The organism is Microbacterium pygmaeum (assembly GCF_900100885.1).
Taxonomy (GTDB): domain Bacteria; phylum Actinomycetota; class Actinomycetes; order Actinomycetales; family Microbacteriaceae; genus Microbacterium; species Microbacterium pygmaeum.
On the sequence record NZ_LT629692.1, the window covers coordinates 1,591,116 to 1,607,337 of the forward strand.

13 protein-coding genes and 1 tRNA gene are annotated in these 16,222 nt (G+C 68.5%); 11 read left to right on the forward strand and 3 right to left on the reverse strand.

The genetic code is table 11. The features are described 5' to 3' along the window. Nucleotides 1-10: 10 nt before the first annotated feature. Nucleotides 11-1,660, reverse strand: coding sequence for a malate synthase A (gene aceB, locus BLT19_RS07390; RefSeq protein WP_091488249.1), 1,650 nt, complete (start codon nucleotides 1,658-1,660; stop codon nucleotides 11-13). Between the two features lie 142 nt (nucleotides 1,661-1,802). Here aceB and BLT19_RS07395 point away from each other — a divergent pair, with 142 nt between their 5' ends. Continuing rightward, the gene (locus BLT19_RS07395) at nucleotides 1,803-3,281 is read left to right on the forward strand and encodes a helix-turn-helix transcriptional regulator (protein WP_091488252.1); all 1,479 of its coding nucleotides are present in this window, start codon (nucleotides 1,803-1,805) and stop codon (nucleotides 3,279-3,281) included. Between the two features lie 48 nt (nucleotides 3,282-3,329). On the opposite strand, the gene BLT19_RS07400 is transcribed toward BLT19_RS07395, so the two are convergent. Further along, nucleotides 3,330-4,865, reverse strand: coding sequence for a PucR family transcriptional regulator (locus BLT19_RS07400; RefSeq protein WP_091488254.1), 1,536 nt, complete (start codon nucleotides 4,863-4,865; stop codon nucleotides 3,330-3,332). Nucleotides 4,866-4,974: 109 nt separating this feature from the next. Between BLT19_RS07400 and gabT the strand changes: the two genes are divergently transcribed. The 8 genes from gabT to nusG all read left to right on the forward strand — a co-directional run bounded on the left by gabT (nucleotide 4,975) and on the right by nusG (nucleotide 13,403). After that, on the forward strand, nucleotides 4,975-6,342 hold the full coding sequence (gene gabT / locus BLT19_RS07405; RefSeq protein ID WP_091488256.1) for a 4-aminobutyrate--2-oxoglutarate transaminase: 1,368 nt from the start codon (nucleotides 4,975-4,977) through the stop codon (nucleotides 6,340-6,342). 84 nt (nucleotides 6,343-6,426) lie between these two features. After that, nucleotides 6,427-7,800 carry a flavin monoamine oxidase family protein gene (locus BLT19_RS07410; RefSeq protein WP_091488259.1) on the forward strand — a complete coding sequence of 458 codons (1,374 nt, stop codon included), beginning with the start codon at nucleotides 6,427-6,429 and terminating at the stop codon, nucleotides 7,798-7,800. Further along, nucleotides 7,797-8,684 carry a universal stress protein gene (locus BLT19_RS07415; RefSeq protein WP_091488261.1) on the forward strand — a complete coding sequence of 296 codons (888 nt, stop codon included), beginning with the start codon at nucleotides 7,797-7,799 and terminating at the stop codon, nucleotides 8,682-8,684. The genes BLT19_RS07410 and BLT19_RS07415 overlap by 4 nt, the downstream gene beginning before the upstream one ends. Further along, nucleotides 8,681-10,249, forward strand: coding sequence for an APC family permease (locus BLT19_RS07420; RefSeq protein WP_091488263.1), 1,569 nt, complete (start codon nucleotides 8,681-8,683; stop codon nucleotides 10,247-10,249). The genes BLT19_RS07415 and BLT19_RS07420 overlap by 4 nt, the downstream gene beginning before the upstream one ends. 44 nt (nucleotides 10,250-10,293) lie before the next feature. Then, nucleotides 10,294-11,661, forward strand: a complete 1,368-nt coding sequence (locus tag BLT19_RS07425) for an NAD-dependent succinate-semialdehyde dehydrogenase (protein ID WP_091488265.1) — start codon at nucleotides 10,294-10,296, stop codon at nucleotides 11,659-11,661. Between the two features lie 153 nt (nucleotides 11,662-11,814). Further along, nucleotides 11,815-11,887: transfer RNA gene (locus tag BLT19_RS07430), tRNA-Trp, on the forward strand. Between the two features lie 45 nt (nucleotides 11,888-11,932). Beyond that, the gene (gene secE / locus BLT19_RS07435; RefSeq protein ID WP_091493532.1) at nucleotides 11,933-12,199 is read left to right on the forward strand and encodes a preprotein translocase subunit SecE; all 267 of its coding nucleotides are present in this window, start codon (nucleotides 11,933-11,935) and stop codon (nucleotides 12,197-12,199) included. 64 nt (nucleotides 12,200-12,263) lie between these two features. Beyond that, a complete protein-coding gene (gene nusG, locus BLT19_RS07440; protein ID WP_091488268.1) occupies nucleotides 12,264-13,403 on the forward strand; it encodes a transcription termination/antitermination protein NusG in 1,140 nt (379 codons plus the stop codon). 69 nt (nucleotides 13,404-13,472) lie between these two features. On the opposite strand, the gene BLT19_RS07445 is transcribed toward nusG, so the two are convergent. Then, nucleotides 13,473-14,087: a TetR/AcrR family transcriptional regulator gene (locus BLT19_RS07445; protein ID WP_091488270.1), complete on the reverse strand. Its 615-nt coding sequence runs from the start codon at nucleotides 14,085-14,087 to the stop codon at nucleotides 13,473-13,475. A 164-nt stretch (nucleotides 14,088-14,251) separates the two neighbouring features. Between BLT19_RS07445 and BLT19_RS07450 the strand changes: the two genes are divergently transcribed. Both BLT19_RS07450 and BLT19_RS07455 read left to right on the forward strand, forming a co-directional pair. Next, nucleotides 14,252-15,049, forward strand: coding sequence for an SDR family NAD(P)-dependent oxidoreductase (locus BLT19_RS07450; RefSeq protein ID WP_091488273.1), 798 nt, complete (start codon nucleotides 14,252-14,254; stop codon nucleotides 15,047-15,049). A gap of 10 nt (nucleotides 15,050-15,059) precedes the next feature. Then, a complete protein-coding gene (locus BLT19_RS07455; protein ID WP_091488276.1) occupies nucleotides 15,060-16,178 on the forward strand; it encodes a DUF5938 domain-containing protein in 1,119 nt (372 codons plus the stop codon). The last annotated feature ends 44 nt before the right edge of the window (nucleotides 16,179-16,222 follow it).

Genomic DNA, 16,222 nt, shown 5'->3' on the forward strand with positions numbered 1-16,222 from the left:
CACGGAGGCGTCATTCGGTGTCCACCAGGAAGCGGGAGTAGGCCGTCAGCGTGAGGAACGTCGGAAAGTCGTCCTTCAGCGCCACGTCGCGGAACACCTCGACCGCGTCGTCGTACCGGTCGGAATCGGTCCGGGTGACCTCAGCGAGCACCTGCGTCAACAGGCCCTCGATGTACTCCCGTGTGATGGGGGTGCCGTCCTCGGTCGTGCGGTCCTGGTGGATCCACTGCCACACCTGGCTGCGCGAGATCTCCGCGGTTGCGGCATCCTCCATCAGGTTGTCGATGGCGACGGCGCCGAGCCCGCGCAGCCACGCCTCGATGTAGCGCACCGCCACCGACACGTTGCCGTGCACGCCAGCGGCCGAGATGGGCAGCCCGATGTGCACGTCGATGAGCTGGGCGGCGTTCACGTGGACCTCGGGGCGACGGCGGTCGACCTGGTTCGGACGGTCGCCGAGCACGGCGTCGAATTCCGCACGCGCCACGGGGATGAGGTCGGGGTGGGCGACCCACGTGCCGTCGAAGCCGTCTCCGGCCTCGCGCTTCTTGTCGGCGGCCACCTTCTCGAACGCCTGGGCGGTCACCTCCGGGTCGCGACGGTTGGGGATGAAGGCGCTCATGCCGCCGATCGCGAAGGCGCCCCGCTTGTGACAGGTCTGCACGAGCAGCTCGGTGTATGCCCGCATGAACGGCACGGTCATCGTGACCTGGCTGCGGTCCGGGAGCACGAAGCGGGCGCCACGACCCCGGTAGTTCTTGATCATCGAGAAGATGTAGTCCCACCGGCCGGCGTTCAGACCGGCGCAGTGGTCGCGCAGCTCGTAGAGGATCTCCTCCATCTCGAACGCCGCCGGCAGCGTCTCGATGAGCACCGTGGCCCGGACGGTGCCGTGCGGGATCGCGAGGTAGTCCTCGCTGAACGTGAAGATGTCGTCCCAGAGCTTCGCCTCCTCGCTGGATTCGATCTTGGCGAGGTAGAAGTACGGGCCGCGGCCGCTCGCGATGAGCTGCGTCGCGTTGTGGAAGAAGTACAGGCCGTAGTCGACGAGCGACCCCGACGCCGCCAGCGTGCGACCGGTGCGGTCGGTGTACCGGATGTGGTTCTCGGTCAGGTGCCATCCGCGCGGGCGCATGACGATCGTCGGCGTCTGCTCGGCGGTCACGGCATACGTCTTGCCCTCCGGGCTCGTGAAGGACAGTTCGCCGCGGATCGCGTCGCGCAGCGACAGTTGACCCTCGATGACGTTCTTCCACGTGGGGCTGGTCGCATCCTCCTGGTCGGCCAGCCACACCTTCGCACCCGAGTTGAGGGCGTTGATCGTCATCTTCGGGTCCGTCGGACCGGTGATCTCCACCCGGCGGTCCTCCAGGCCTGGACCCGCGCCGGCGACCTGCCATCCGGCGTCCTCGCGGATGTGGCGGGTGTCGTCCCGGAACTGCGGGTCATGGCCGTTGCCGATCTCGAATCGGCGGCGCATGCGGTCGGCGAGCCGGTCGTGGCGGCGTGCGGCGAACCGGTGGTGCAGCTCCGCGAGGAAGGCGATGGCATCCGGCGTCAGGACCTCGTCATAGCGCGTGCGAAGCGCTCCGACGACCTCGATCCCGGACGTCGTGGGGGAGGTGCTCGTGGACGTGAAGTCCGTGGCGATCGTTGTCATGGCCCTGTCCTGTCTGTGCATGCCGGCGGTGATGCGCGGCGTGGCTGTCGTAGAACCACCATGCAGTGAAGATCAGGCCCACAACCGACGATCCCGGTTGTGAAGTTTCATCGAAATTCCCGTTTCGTGACAGAATCGCGCTATGAGCACCGCCGGAAATCGCGACGACCTCGATCTCGGCGACGACGATCGAGATGTGGACTCACTGACGATCGGCCGCCGCATCCGCCAGTTGCGCACCGCGCGCGACATGACCCTCGATGACCTCGCACGCGCCGTCGACCGCGTCCCGAGCCAGCTGTCGATGATCGAGAACGGCCGGCGCGAGCCGAAGCTCACGCTGCTGCAGTCGATCGCGCGTGCGCTGGGGACGAATCTGGACGCACTGCTGGAGTCCGAGCCGCTCGACGAGCGGTCCACCATGGAGATCGCGTTGCAGCGCGCGATGCGCGGACAGACCTTCCAGGCGCTCGGCATCCCTCCGTTCCGCATCGGCAAGACCGTGCCGGACGAGGCGCTCGTCGCGATGCTTGCCCTGCAGGGCGAGATCGAGCGGCTCCGCGACGAGCGGGCCGCGACGCCGGAGGAGGCGCGCCGCGCCAACGTCGCGCTGCGCAAACTGATGCGCACGCAGAACAACTACTTCCCCGAGCTGGAGCAGCAGGCCAAGGCCCTCCTCGATGCAGTGGACCACCCCGGGGGTCCGCTCACCCAGCGCACGGCATCCGACATCGCCGCGCATCTCGGCTTCACCCTGCATTACGTGCCCGACCTGCCACAGACCACCCGCAGCGTCGCCGACATCAAGAACGGCCGGCTGTATCTCTCCAGCCGGCTCACCTCCAAGGGCGACCCGCGCACCGCGGTGCTGCAGGCTCTCTCCAGCCGCATCCTCGGCCACCGCGAGCCGACGAGCTATGCAGAGTTCCTCCGCCAGCGCGTGGAGACGAACTACCTGACGGGCGCCCTGCTGATTCCCGAGGAGCACGCGGTGCCGTTCCTGCGCGAGGCGAAGGATCGGCGGGCGATCTCCATCGAGGACCTCCGTGACGGGTATTCGGTGTCGTACGAGACCGCAGCGCATCGCTTCACGAACCTCGCGACCGTGGCCCTCGGCATCCCGGTCCACTTCCTCAAGGTCCACGAGTCCGGCACGATCACCAAGGCCTACGAGAACGACGACGTGAACTTCCCCACCGACCAGCTGGGGTCGATCGAGGGGCAGATGTGCTGCCGCCGCTGGACCAGCCGCGTCGTCTTCGACGAGCACGACCACTTCAACCCGTACTACCAGTACACCGATACCGGCAACGGCACCTACTGGTGCACGGCCCGGGTGGAGTCCTCCAGCGAGGGGGCGCATTCGGTCAGCGTCGGGGTCCGCTTCGACGACACGAAGTGGTTCATCGGCCGGGACACGCCGAACCGGGGCGTCTCCAAGCATTCCGTCGAGGTGTGCTGTCGCCGGGCGCCCGCCGATCTGGAGGCGGCGTGGCGGGAGCAGTCCTGGCCGAACGTGCGCACTCCGCGGACGCTGCTGGCGACGCTGCCGACCGGGGCCTTCCCCGGCGTGGACACCACGGACGTCTACGAATTCCTCGAGGCGCACGCGCCGCGATGATCCGATCCCGCGTCACCTGATGCCGTCGCGGTGAGGCAGCTCCCCCGCTCAGCTTTCGCTGACCCGCAGGGCCGCCCAGACGTCGGCGCGGGCCGGGAACGAGCCGAGATCGACCTCCAGCGCTCGCTCGGCGGCGGCGATGCGGGCGCGGATCGTGTGGCGGTGCACGCCGAGAGCCCGAGCGGATGCCTCGTGCGAGCAGTCATGGTCCAGCCACACCCGCACCGTCTCGAGCAGGTTCGTGGCATGGTCGAGGTCGTACCGCCGCAGCGGGGCGAGGACCGCCTCGGCGACCGCCCTGCCCTCCGGCGTCGGCGGAACCGCGAGCACGCCGCCGCGAAGCGTCTGTGAGAAGTGGGAGACGGCCGAAACCCCGCGCTCTCGTGCGACGCGGGCCTGCTCGATGGCCCCCGCGATCGCGTCGTAGCCCGACGGGTCGGAGACGCCCACACGCACACCGAATCTGTCGGCGACCTCCTCCAGCAGCGACTCGTCGGCGACCGGGACGATCAGCACGAGACCATCGTCGCCGCGGCCGAAGAACACACCACCACGCCGTTCGTCGGCGCGCAGTTCCAGCCATTCGCGGAGCGCATCGCTGCGCGCCGCCGCGGCATCCGTCATCGCCGCGACGATCGGCGCGACCGGCAGCCCACCCCACAGATCCCGCGCGATACGGCGGGCGAGCGAAGGGTCACCGCTGCGCAGCGACTGCAGGAGGCCCGCGCGCAGCAGCGAGCGTGCGCGGTCCAGGCCCTGCTGCTGCTCCAGCGCGAGGCCCGCCATCGCCACGACCGCCGTCACGACGCCGCGCCCCTCCTGATCGAGGTCGCCGGCGGCGATGGCGATGACGCCGCGCAGATGTCCCCCGCGTCCGAGCGTCTGCAGCGTGAACGGCACGCCGTCGATGCGCAGGGAAGAGCCTGCCCGGGCGCCACGCCGCAGCACGGCTCCGACCGAATCCTGCAGCTCGTGGGCGGTGGAGGAGGGGAGCGCGTTCGGATGCTCGCGGGTGAGCGCCCCCGACGAGTCGTACATCCCCACCCACGTGTTCAGCTGCTTGGCGAGTTCGGCGAGGGTCGCGCCGAGGCCGTCCGGCCGCAGTGCCGCGAGCGAGATCGCCCGCTGTGCCGCCAGGGCCCAGCTGCGCCTGGCGTAGGCCTGTGCCGCGATCGCCTCCGCGCCCGCCCGTGCGACCGCGATGAACGGCGTCCGGTACGGCACCTCGAACAGCGGCATCCGCTCCTGCCGGCACGCACGCGCGAGCTGCGGTGGGATGCCGTCCCGGACGACCTCCGTGCCGAAGCCGAGTCCGACGACCCCGCGTGCCGTCAGGCGGCGCACGTACTCGACGTAGACCGCGGCATCCTCATGAGCACCCTGGAACTGCGTACCGGTGGTCAGCAGGGCGAGCCCGTCGGAGAGGAACGGTGTCGGATCGGCGAGGTCCGAACTGTGCACCCACCGGATCGGCCGTTGCAGCGCATCCGGATCCAGGGCGGTCTCCTCACCCTCGAGGCGGAGTCGGAGATCTCGTCGGGCGAGCAGGGTCCGCAGCGTGGGCGTCTCAGCCTCGACGACCATCCGCAACTCCGTTCTCGTCGGACCGTGTACGGGTTGTACGGTCTCGGCACCCAAAATGTACACCGCGGAGCGTATACACGCCGCGGCCGTACCGCCTACGATCGCGAACATGAGCACGACCGAGCTGACTTCCCCGACCGACACCACGCCCCTGGGCGGGCCGAGCCTGCCGCAGGAGCGGCGCATGCTCACCCCGATCCCGGGTCCGCGATCGCAGGAGCTGCTCGCCCGCAAGGCGGATGCCGTCGCCGCGGGCGTCGGTCACACCGTCCCGATCCAGGCGGTCGCAGCCGGCGGCGGGGTCGTCGTCGACGCGGACGGCAATTCCCTGATCGATCTCGGAGCGGGAATCGCGGTCACCACGCTCGGCAATGCGCACCCGAAGGTCGTCGCGGCCGTGCAGGCGCAGGTGGCGCAGTTCACGCACACCTGTTTCATGATCTCGCCCTACGAGTCGTATGTCGGCGTGGCCGAAGCGCTGAACCGGATCACGCCCGGGGATCACGCCAAGAAGAGCGCGCTGTTCAACTCCGGCGCCGAGGCCGTGGAGAACGCCGTGAAGATCGCGCGCAAGTTCACCAAGAAGCAGGCGGTGCTCGCCTTCGATCACGGCTACCACGGACGAACGAACCTGACCATGGCCCTGACGGCGAAGGCGATGCCGTACAAGAGCGGCTTCGGTCCGTTCGCCTCGGAGATCTATCGTTCCCCGCTGTCGTACCCGTACCGCGATGGGCTGAGCGGGTCGGATGCCGCGAAGCGGACGATCTCGCTTATCGAGAAGCAGATCGGCGCCGACAACCTGGCCGCGATCATCATCGAGCCGATCCAGGGCGAGGGCGGCTTCATCGTCCCGGCCGAGGGCTTCCTTCCGGCGCTCGTGGACTGGTGCCGAGCCAACGACGTCGTTTTCATCGCCGACGAGGTGCAGACGGGCTTCGCGCGGACCGGAGCGATGTTCGCCAGCGAGCTGTTCGGCATCGTGCCCGACCTGATCACCACCGCCAAGGGCATCGCCGGGGGGTTGCCCTTGGCGGCGGTCACCGGCCGTGCCGAGATCATGGACGCCTCGCACACCGGCGGACTCGGTGGCACCTACGGCGGAAACCCGATCGCGTGCGCTGCGGCGCTCGCGGCGATCGACGCCTTCGAGAACGACGGACTGATCGAGCGCGCGAACGAGATCGGGACGATCCTCGTGGATCGTCTGACCGCGCTCCAGGCGAGCGATCCGCGCATCGGCGACGTGCGCGGCCGCGGGGCGATGATCGCCGCCGAGTTCGTGGACGCTGCCACCGGCGAGCCTGATGCGGCGCTGACCGGAGCGATCGCGAAGGCCTGCATCGCGGAGGGCGTGATCGTCCTCACCTGCGGCACCTACGGCAACGTGATCCGGTTCCTGCCGCCGCTGTCGATCCCCGACGACCTGCTCGTGGAGGGCCTGGACGTCGTCGCGGCCGCACTGGCGGCCGCCTGACCGGCGTGCGCCGGACCCGGGCCGGGGGGCCGGGTCCGGCGCACGCGCCTCAGCATTGCCCGAACAATCGACAAGAGGAGCACCATGTCGGAGCCGAACCGCACCGAGCTGACCAGGGACGTCGTGATCGTCGGCGCCGGAGCCGCGGGCCTGACCGCCGCGAACGAACTGCGCAGGGCAGGGCTGTCCGTCGCCGTGCTCGAGGCCCGCGACCGCGTCGGCGGGCGTCTGTGGACGGACGTCATCGACGGCGCCATGCTCGAGATCGGCGGGCAATGGGTCTCGCCTGACCAGGACGCCTTGATCGACACCGTCGCCGAGCTGGGGCTTGAGACCTACAGCCGCTACCGCGAGGGCGACAGCGTCTACGTCGGCCCGGATGGGACGACGCACCGCTTCACGGGCGAGATGTTCCCCGTGGCGCCGGAGACCGAGCGCGTCATCGCCGAGATCACCGAGCGGCTCGATGCGATGGTCGCCGAGATCGACCCCGACCGGCCCTGGGCGCACGAGAAGGCCGAGGAGTGGGACCGCATCTCGTGGGATGCGTGGCTTCGCGCGCAGACCGACGACGATGAGGCCGTCCGCAACCTCGCCTTCGCGACCGGTTCGGCGATGCTGACCAAGCCGACCCACACCTTCTCGCTCCTGCAGTCGCTGCTGATGGCGGCCTCCGCCGGTTCCTACTCGAACCTCGTCGATGCCGACTTCATCCTCGACAAGCGCGTCGTGGGGGGCCTGCAGCAGGTTCCGCTCCTGCTCGCGGAGCGTCTCGGCGACGACGTCCACCTCGGGCGGCCGGTGCGCACCCTGGAGTGGTCCGGCGACGGCGTGACCGCGATCGCCGACGGCATGACGGTGCGGGCGCGGTTCGCGATCCTCGCCCTCGCGCCGGTGCTCTACAACCGCATCTCCTTCGTCCCGGCGCTGCCCCGCCTGCAGCACCAGATGCACCAGCACCTCTCGATGGGCTTCGTCATCAAGGTGCACGCGGTCTACGACACCCCGTTCTGGCGCGAGAAGGGACTGTCGGGCACGGCCTTCAGCCCGTACGAGCTCTCGCACGAGGCCTATGACAACACCAACCACGGCGACGCGCGCGGCACGCTGGTCGGATTCGTCTCGGATCAGCACGCCGATGACGTCTTCCGACTGAGTGCGCAAGAGCGCAAAGACCGCATCCTCGAGTCCCTGTCGCACTACTACGGACCCGAGGCGAAGGAGCCCGTCGTCTACTACGAGAGCGACTGGGGGAGCGAGGAGTGGACGCGCGGAGCGTATGCCGCGAGCTTCGACCTCGGTGGTCTGCACCGGTACGGGGCGCAACTGCGCGAGGCCGTCGGTCCGGTGCACTTCGCATGCAGTGACATGGCCGGCGCCGGGTATCAGCACGTGGACGGCGCCATCCGGATGGGCCGCCTCGCGGCATCCCAGATCGTGGATGAGGCCCGCGCGTGAGCGGGCGCATCGTTGTCGGCTACACAGCAACGGATGCCGGCGCTGACGCGGTGGCGCTCGGCGCGCGTCTGGCAGCGGCATCCGGCGCGGAACTCGACCTGGTGCTCGTGCTGCCGGCGGACGAGCGCAGCGTGATCACCCCGCCCGACGCGGGCTACGACACCCATCTGCGCGAACGGGCGACCGAGTGGCTCCGCGACGCCTCGGACATGGTCGGCGACCTCGTCTCGCACCGCACCCATGTCCGCTACGGGGAGTCCTTCGGGGATGGACTGCTGCTGGCAGCGACCGAGCTCGGCGCCAGTCACATCGTCGTCGGTGCGGCCAACGGCGGCCTGCGAGGGAAGCACCGGCTCGGCACGGTGGCCAGCGAACTGCTGCACTCCTCGGATGTACCGGTGGTCCTGGCTCCAGAGGGCTCACGACGCATCGACGCCTCCACCGGCATCACCCGGGTCACTGTGGCCATCGGCACGCGGCCGGGCGCCGACGTGCTGCTCGAGGAGGCGGTCTCACTGGCCGCCGCGACGCAGTCGGAGCTCCGCCTGGTCTCGCTGGTCACCGTCGACCTCCCCGCCGGCATCGACACCGGAGTCATCCGCGTGGTCGGCGCGGCGCACGCGGACGACATGCTGGCGCAGGCGCGCAGCGCACTGTCCGATGACATCGACGCCGAGGCGGTCGTCGCCTCCGGCGACAGCATCGAGGATGCCGTCTCCCACCTCGGCTGGGAGCCGGGCGAGATCGCCGTCGTCGGCTCCAGCCGCCTCGCCCAGCCCCGTCGACTGTTCCTCGGATCCACTGCCGCCAAGATGCTCCACGAACTTCCCGTCCCGATGATCGTGGTGCCGCGCACGCGCGCCACGGAAGGAGTCACGCCATGAGCGACCACACCGGCGCTGCGGCGCCCCTCGCGCCCGTCGGCGAGAAGGGCGAGCCGACCGGTCTCTCCGCCAAGGGGCTGAGCGCCGGCACCGTCGGGCTGATCGGCGCCGTCGTCATCGGCATCTCGTGCATCGCGCCCGCGTACACGCTCACCGCCGCCCTCGGGCCCACGGTGTCCGAGGTCGGATTCCAGGTTCCCGCGATCATCATCGTCGGCTTCATCCCGATGCTGCTGGTCGCGTTCGGCTACCGCGAGCTCAATCGGGCGATGCCCGACTCGGGCACCTCGTTCACCTGGGCGACCCGGGCCTTCGGGCCGTGGGTGGGCTGGATGGCCGGCTGGGGGCTGATCGCAGCGACCATCCTGGTGCTGTCCAATCTCGCCGGCATCGCGGTCGAATTCCTCTTCCTGCTGATCGATCAGATCGCCGGAAGCCCCGGCACGATCGCCGAGCTCGCGTTCAACCCGTTCATCAACGTCGGGGTGTGCCTGCTGTTCATGCTCGGAGCGACGCTCGTCTCCTACCGCGACATGCAGACCACGCAGAAGCTGCAGTACTTCCTGGTCACCTTCCAGGTGCTCGTCCTGGTGATCTTCTCGGTCGCCGCCTTCGTGCACGTCGCGCAGGGCAACGCGTTCGATGCGAGTCCTGTGGAACTGTCCTGGTTCAACCCGTTCGCGGTCGCCGATTTCGGCGCCGTCGTGGCCGGCCTCTCGCTGTCGATCTTCATCTTCTGGGGGTGGGATGTCACCCTCACGATGAACGAGGAGACGAAGGACCCGGAGAAGACTCCCGGCCGCGCCGCCACGCTCACCGTCCTGACGATCTTCGCCCTGTACCTGTTGATCTCGGTGTCGCTGCTGGCGTTCGCCGGCACCGGCGCCGAAGGCCTGGGCCTGGGCAACGAGGACATCCAGTCCAACGTGTTCTTCTACCTGTCAGGACCGATCCTCGGACCGTTCGCGTTCCTCGTCTCGCTGGCGGTGCTGACCAGTTCGGCGTCATCGCTGCAGTCCACGTTCGTCTCTCCCGCGCGCACCCTGCTCGCGATGGGCCACTACGGTGCGCTCCCGAAGCGGTTCTCCGAGGTCAGTCCGCGCTTCTTCACACCCGGCTTCGCGACGATCGTCTCAGCTGTCGTGGCGTCGGTGTTCTACGCCGTGATGCGCTTCATCAGCGAGGACGTCCTGTGGGACACGATCACCACGCTGGGCATGATGATCTGCTTCTACTACGGCATCACCGCGTTCGCCTGCGTCTGGTACTTCCGCAAGCAATGGTTCGACACCACTCGGAACGTGTTCTTCACGTTCCTGTTCCCGCTGGTAGGCGGCGTGATCCTGATCTTCCTGTTCGTGAAGACCCTGATCGACAGCATGGACCCGGACTACGGCAGCGGATCGAACATCGGTGGACTGGGCCTGGTCTTCATCCTGGGCGTCGTCGTCATCGGGCTCGGTATCGTCATCATGATCTGGCAGGCGGTCAAGCGGCCCGCCTACTTCCGCGGCGAGACCATCTCGCTGGACGCACCCGCCAGCCTGCGAGCCCGACGCCGCTGACGCCGGCCCCGTACCCATCAACCGACCTCAGCGAACGGAACACCATGAGTGACTACAAAGTCGTGAACCCGGCCACCGGCGAGACGCTCGCCGAGTACCCCCTCGCCACCGATGCCCAGCTCGAACAGGACCTCGCGACGGCCGACGCCGTCGCGAGCGGATGGGCGCGGACCTCCACCCCTGCCGAGCGCGGCGCGCTGCTGCGCCGTGCCGCCGAGCTGCATCGGGAGCGTCGCGACGACCTCGCCGCGACGATCGTGCGCGAGATGGGCAAGCCGCTGGCCGCCGCGCTCGGGGAGGTCGACTTCGCCGCAGACATCACCGAGTTCTATGCCGACAACGCCGAGAAGATCATGGCGGACCAGCCCATCGACATCCTGGGGGAGGGCACGGCGGTGATCCGGCGCTCGCCCCTCGGGACGCTGCTGGGCATCATGCCGTGGAACTTCCCGTACTACCAGGTCGCCCGCTTCGCGGCGCCGAACCTTCTGATCGGCAACCCGATCCTGCTCAAGCACGCGCCGCAGTGCCCCGAGTCCTCCGCGGCCATCGAGGACATCTACCGCGACGCAGGCTTCCCCGACGGCGCGTATACGAACCTGTACATCACCAACGACCAGTCGGCCGAGGTGATCGCCGACCCGCGGGTGCACGGGGTCTCGGTGACCGGGTCCGAGCGGGCAGGATCCGCCGTCGCCGAGACGGCCGGCCGCAACCTGAAGAAGGTGGTCCTCGAACTCGGCGGCTCGGATCCCTTCATCCTGCTGTCCACGGACGACCTCGACGGTGCGGTGCAGGCCGCCGCCGACGCGCGCCTGGACAACACCGGGCAGTCCTGCAACGCCGCGAAGCGCTTCATCGTCGCGGACGAGCTGTACGAGCCGTTCGTCGAGAAGTTCACCGCGGCGCTGACCGGCGCGACGCTGGGCGATCCGTTCGCCGAGGGCACCGACCTCGGACCCCTGTCCTCCCTGGTGGCCGCCGAGCGCCTGCAGGAGCAGGTCGAGCGCGCCGTGAGCCAGGGCGCGACGCTCGTGGCCGGCGGCGGGCGCGACGGCGCGTTCTACGAGGCGACCGTCCTGACCGATGTGACGCCCGAGATGGACGCCTATCGCGAGGAGTTCTTCGGTCCCGTCGGCGTCGTCTACCGTGCGGCCGACGAGGAGGAGGCCGTCCGGATCGCCAATGACACGCCCTTCGGGCTCGGGTCCTATGTCTTCACCACCGACGAAGCACAGGCGCAACGCGTGGCCGACCGGATCGAGGCCGGCATGGTCTACGTCAACCTGGTCCTCGCCGACAGCCCCGAGCTCCCCTTCGGCGGCGTGAAGCGCAGCGGCACCGGACGTGAGATGGGCCTGCTGGCGGCGGACGAGTTCGTGAACAAGAAGCTGGTGCGCGTCGGGCCGTGAGCGGGGTCGCGGGTTCGCCTCTCCCAGACCCATGCCGTACACTTGCAGGTGCAGTTGAAGTCTGCATTCTTTCGCCGTGCCCGGTGTTCGGGACGAGCTTCCCTCCTCAGGTTGCGGCAGAAGACTGTGGGCATCCCGAGGCCACAGGTCTCTAGGGCGGTAGCTCAATTGGCAGAGCAGCGGTCTCCAAAACCGCAGGTTGCAGGTTCGATTCCTGTCCGCCCTGCGCGTCAGCAGAAGCTGACACACGGAAGGTAATCAGGTGACATCGATGGTTCAGGACGAGCCGAACGGCGGCGAGATCGTCGCGTCCGGCGGCGCGCCGCGCGAGAGGAAGCCCAACGTCTTCGCTCGCATCGCGACGTTCATCCGGCAGGTGTTCGCAGAACTGCGCAAGGTGGTCACGCCCACCCGCCAGGAACTGCTGAAGTACACCGGAGTCGTCCTCGGCTTCGTCGTCGTCATGATGGCGCTGGTGTACGGATTGGACCTGCTGTTCGTCTGGGTCACCACCGTCGTGTTCGGCATTCCGGCCTGACCGACCTGAGTCGCACGCGGATGCCCGCTCTCGGGCAGCCACGAAAACGGAAGAGAAGTTTCACGTGTCCGAAAGATATACAGACGACGCCGACTGGGCGACCGCTGCCGAGCAGTCCTCGGAGGACGACGAGGCCCAGGAGGGCAACATCCTCGCCGCCGAGGAGCACTCGGTCGAAGCGGCCGAGCACCTCGCTATCCACATCGTGGACGAGGACGGCGACGAGGATGACGCAGACCTGGACGACATCGACATCGACGACCCGGAAGCAGACGCGATCGTGAACGACGCACTCAACATCGACGAGACCGCTGAGGCGGAAGCCGCCGCCGAGGTCCTGACCGACTCGCTCGCGGAAGAAGAGGCCGACTACGTCGCCGAGCACGCCGGCGACGTGACTCCGTACGACGGGCCGGACGTCAACGGCGACGAGGACGCGCCCGTCCTGGACGAGGACTTCGTCGAGGAGGTGGATGCCGCAGCCGCCGTCGTGGACGACGTCGAGGCATCCGTTGCCCCGGCCGACGCGGCAGAGGCGCCGGTCGACCTCGATGCCGCCGACGAGGAATCCGACGAGGACGAGGACCCGTACGAGGCCTTCCGCGACGAACTGCGCTCGCTGCCGGGCAAGTGGTACGTCCTGCACTCCTACGCCGGCTTCGAGCGCAAGGTGAAGGCCAACATCGAGCAGCGAAAGTCGACGCTCGAGGTCGAGGACGACATCTTCCAGATCGAGGTCCCCATGGAGGACGTCGTGGAGATCAAGAACGGCCAGCGCAAGATGGTCACGCGCGTCCGGATCCCCGGCTACGTGCTCGTGCGCATGGACCTCAACGAAGACACGTGGTCCGTCGTGCGGCACACCCCCGGCGTCACCGGCTTCGTGGGCAACGCGCACAACCCGACGCCGCTGCGCTTCGAAGAGGCCTTCAACATGCTGAAGTCGCTCGTGGAGATCAAGGAAGTCACCCCCGCAAAGGGCGCCGCGGCCACCAAGGGCGGTCAGGCCGTCACGCGCAGCATCCCCGCCGAGGTCGACTTCGAGGTCGGCGAGACCATCACGATCAAGGAAGGCTCGTTCGCGGGGCTTCCCGGCACGATCAGCGAGATCAAGCCGGAGAGCGGCAAGCTCACGGTCCTCGTCTCGCTCTTCGAGCGCGAGACCCCGGTCGAGCTGTCGTTCGACCAGGTCACGAAGCTCTAGCCACGCACGCGAAAATGCCCGCCGGATCCATCCGGCGGGCATTTTCCGGTTCCTGAGCCGGTCGCAGGGTCAGACCGAGGCGGCCAGCAGGTTGCGGGTGCGCACGCTGATCTGGTCCAACGCGGTCAGATCGCCGCGCAGATACGTGATCAGGCAGTTCAGGAAGAGCCCGTCGAAGAGGGCGTACGCCGTGGCGCGGTCGATGTTCGCGGGCCTTCCGCGCAGTACGGCGTGGCGCTGGACGACCGCCCACACCATGTCGGTGAGCAGCTCGTCGATCGCGACGATGGTGTCGCGGAACCCGTCCTCGAACAGCGCCTGGTTGCGCAGGTCGTACCAGAGGCGGTGCATGTCGGACTCGTCCCGCAGCGTCGCGGAGATCTCGACCCCGAAGCGCTCGGCCAGCTCCTCGGCGGTGGCGGCGGTCTCCACGATCGGGTCGTACCGCCGTGCGCACTCGGACTTGTACTGCCAGATCGCCTGCGCGATCAGGTCATCTTTGCCGTCGAAGTAGTAATGCAGGATGCCGGTGGACAGCTCGGTTCGGGCGGCGACATCACGAAGGCCGGTATGGGCGAACCCGTGTTCTGCGATCGCCGCCAGCGCGGAGTCGGCGAGCTCCCTCCGGCGCGCGGCGAACTTGTTCGTTCCGGCGCGGTCGGCTCGTTCCGCGATGGTGCTCATGCCCCCTCCTTCCGACGTTTTCGTCGATGATACGCGTCGGACGGGCCTACGCCCAGGCACCGAACGAGAAAATTGGACAGGTGTCCGACTTTCCCTTGTCAGTCGTCCAGTTTTCTGATGTGCTGAGCGCACCACTTTCAACGAGGAAAGAAACGGAGCAAGTCATGACTGCAGTTCTGACGGGGGCCCGAGTGCTCGTCACCGGGGGAGCGAAGGGCCTGGGGCTGGCCACGGCCCGGGCTGTCCTTGCGGGCGGCGGTGCCGTCGCCATCGCCGACATCGATGAGGCGGCCGGCGCGGAGGCGGTGGCATCCCTCTCGCAGGAAGGAACGGCCGTCTTCGTCGCGCTGGATGTCACCGACGACGCGTCGTGGGAGCGTGCGATCGGAGAGGCCGTCGAGGCGATGGGTGGCCTGACCGGCGTCGTCAACAACGCCGGCATCGAGATCTCGCACCTGTTCGTCGATCTCGACCCCGACGCGGTGCGGAAGATCCTGGAGGTCAACGTGCTCGGTACGGCGCTGGGCATCAAGCACGCGTTCCGGGCGATGCGCCCAGAGGGCGCGGCCGGCGGGGGTGGCGCGATCGTCAACATCGCCTCCGTGGCTGCGACGATCGCCTTCCCGGGGATCGCCGCCTACTCGGCGTCGAAGTCCGCCGTCGACCGTCTCACGAAGGTCGCCGCGGCCGAATCCGGTCGCCTCAGCTATGGGGTCCGCGTCAACACGGTCTGCCCTGGGCTCGTGCCCAACGCCATGGGCGCCCAGTTGGCCGTGGACATGGAGCGCCTCGGCCTGTTCCCCTCGGTCGATGAGGCCGTCGGCGCGGTCGTCTCGCTCACGCCCTCGGGGCGACTGGCCACCGAGGACGACATCGCGAACGGCGTCACCTTCCTGCTGTCGGAGGATGCCGCATTCATCAACGGGGTGACGCTGTCCATCGACGGCGCCATGGGAATGTGAGGAACGGATCGTGAGCACAGACAAGCCGGTCGTCGTCTACGGCGTGAGTGGATACACCGGACGCCTGATCTGCGAATACCTCCGCGAACTCGGCGTGCCGTTCGTCGCCGCCGGCCGGGACGCGGACCGCGTGCGCGCGGTCGTGGACAAGATCCCCGGCATCGAGACGGCGGACTACGAGGTGATCGGTGTCGACAATGACGCGGATGCCCTGGCTGCCGCCTTCGAGGGCGCGCAGGTGATCTGCAACACGGCCGGACCGTTCATCAAGTTCGGCCCCGAAGTGGTGGAGGCGGCGCTGCGGATCGGGGCGCACTACACGGACACCACGGGGGAGCAGGACTGGGTGCTGCACGCTCGGGACACCTGGGGTGAGCAGTTCGCCGCCGCGGGTCTGCTGCTGGCACCGGGCATCGCCCACATGTACACCGTCAGCGAGATCGCGGCCAACATCGCGCTCGAACCCGGCGGCTACGACACCCTGGACATCCTCGTCCTGTGGAAGGGCCTGCCCACCTACGCCTCGACGCAGACGATCTTCACGATCCTGAAGGCGAACTGGTACTACCTCGAGCAGAACCAGCTCATCGAATGGGACCACACGTCGGCCTTCGACGTCACCGTCCCCGGATACCACGAGCAGGCGATCGCCGTGCCGTGGGGCGGGATGTCGCATCCGATCTGGTTCCAGAACGACCCCCGCGTCGCGAACGTCCGCGCGATCGGCGGTGTGCTCAACCGTGCCGTGATGGAGGGTGTCGGCCAGACTGTGCAGATGTTCGAGGAGCAGCTGCGTCCGCTCGAGCCGGCGGCACAGGAGAAGGCGCTCGGCGACATCGCCGCATCGCTGCAGGCCGACATGCCACCGCGGGAGAATCCGCGTCTGAACCGCTCGGTGGACTCGGTCCACGCGTCCGGTCCGCTCGGTCGCTCGCACGTCGTGATCCACGGCAACAGCAACTACAAGCAGACCGGCCTGCTGCAGGCCTTCTCGGCGTTCTCGCTGATCCAGCAGGCGCCGCACCGCGTCGGCTTCGCCTCGGCGTGCCAGGCGTTCGGGCATACCGAGCTGCTCGGTCAGCTGCGCGGCTTCGGACTCGTCTCGGCGCCGGTCATCACCCGCGTCTGATCACCTGTGGGGTGTCGCCCGACCCTCCCCGCGGGCGGCACCCC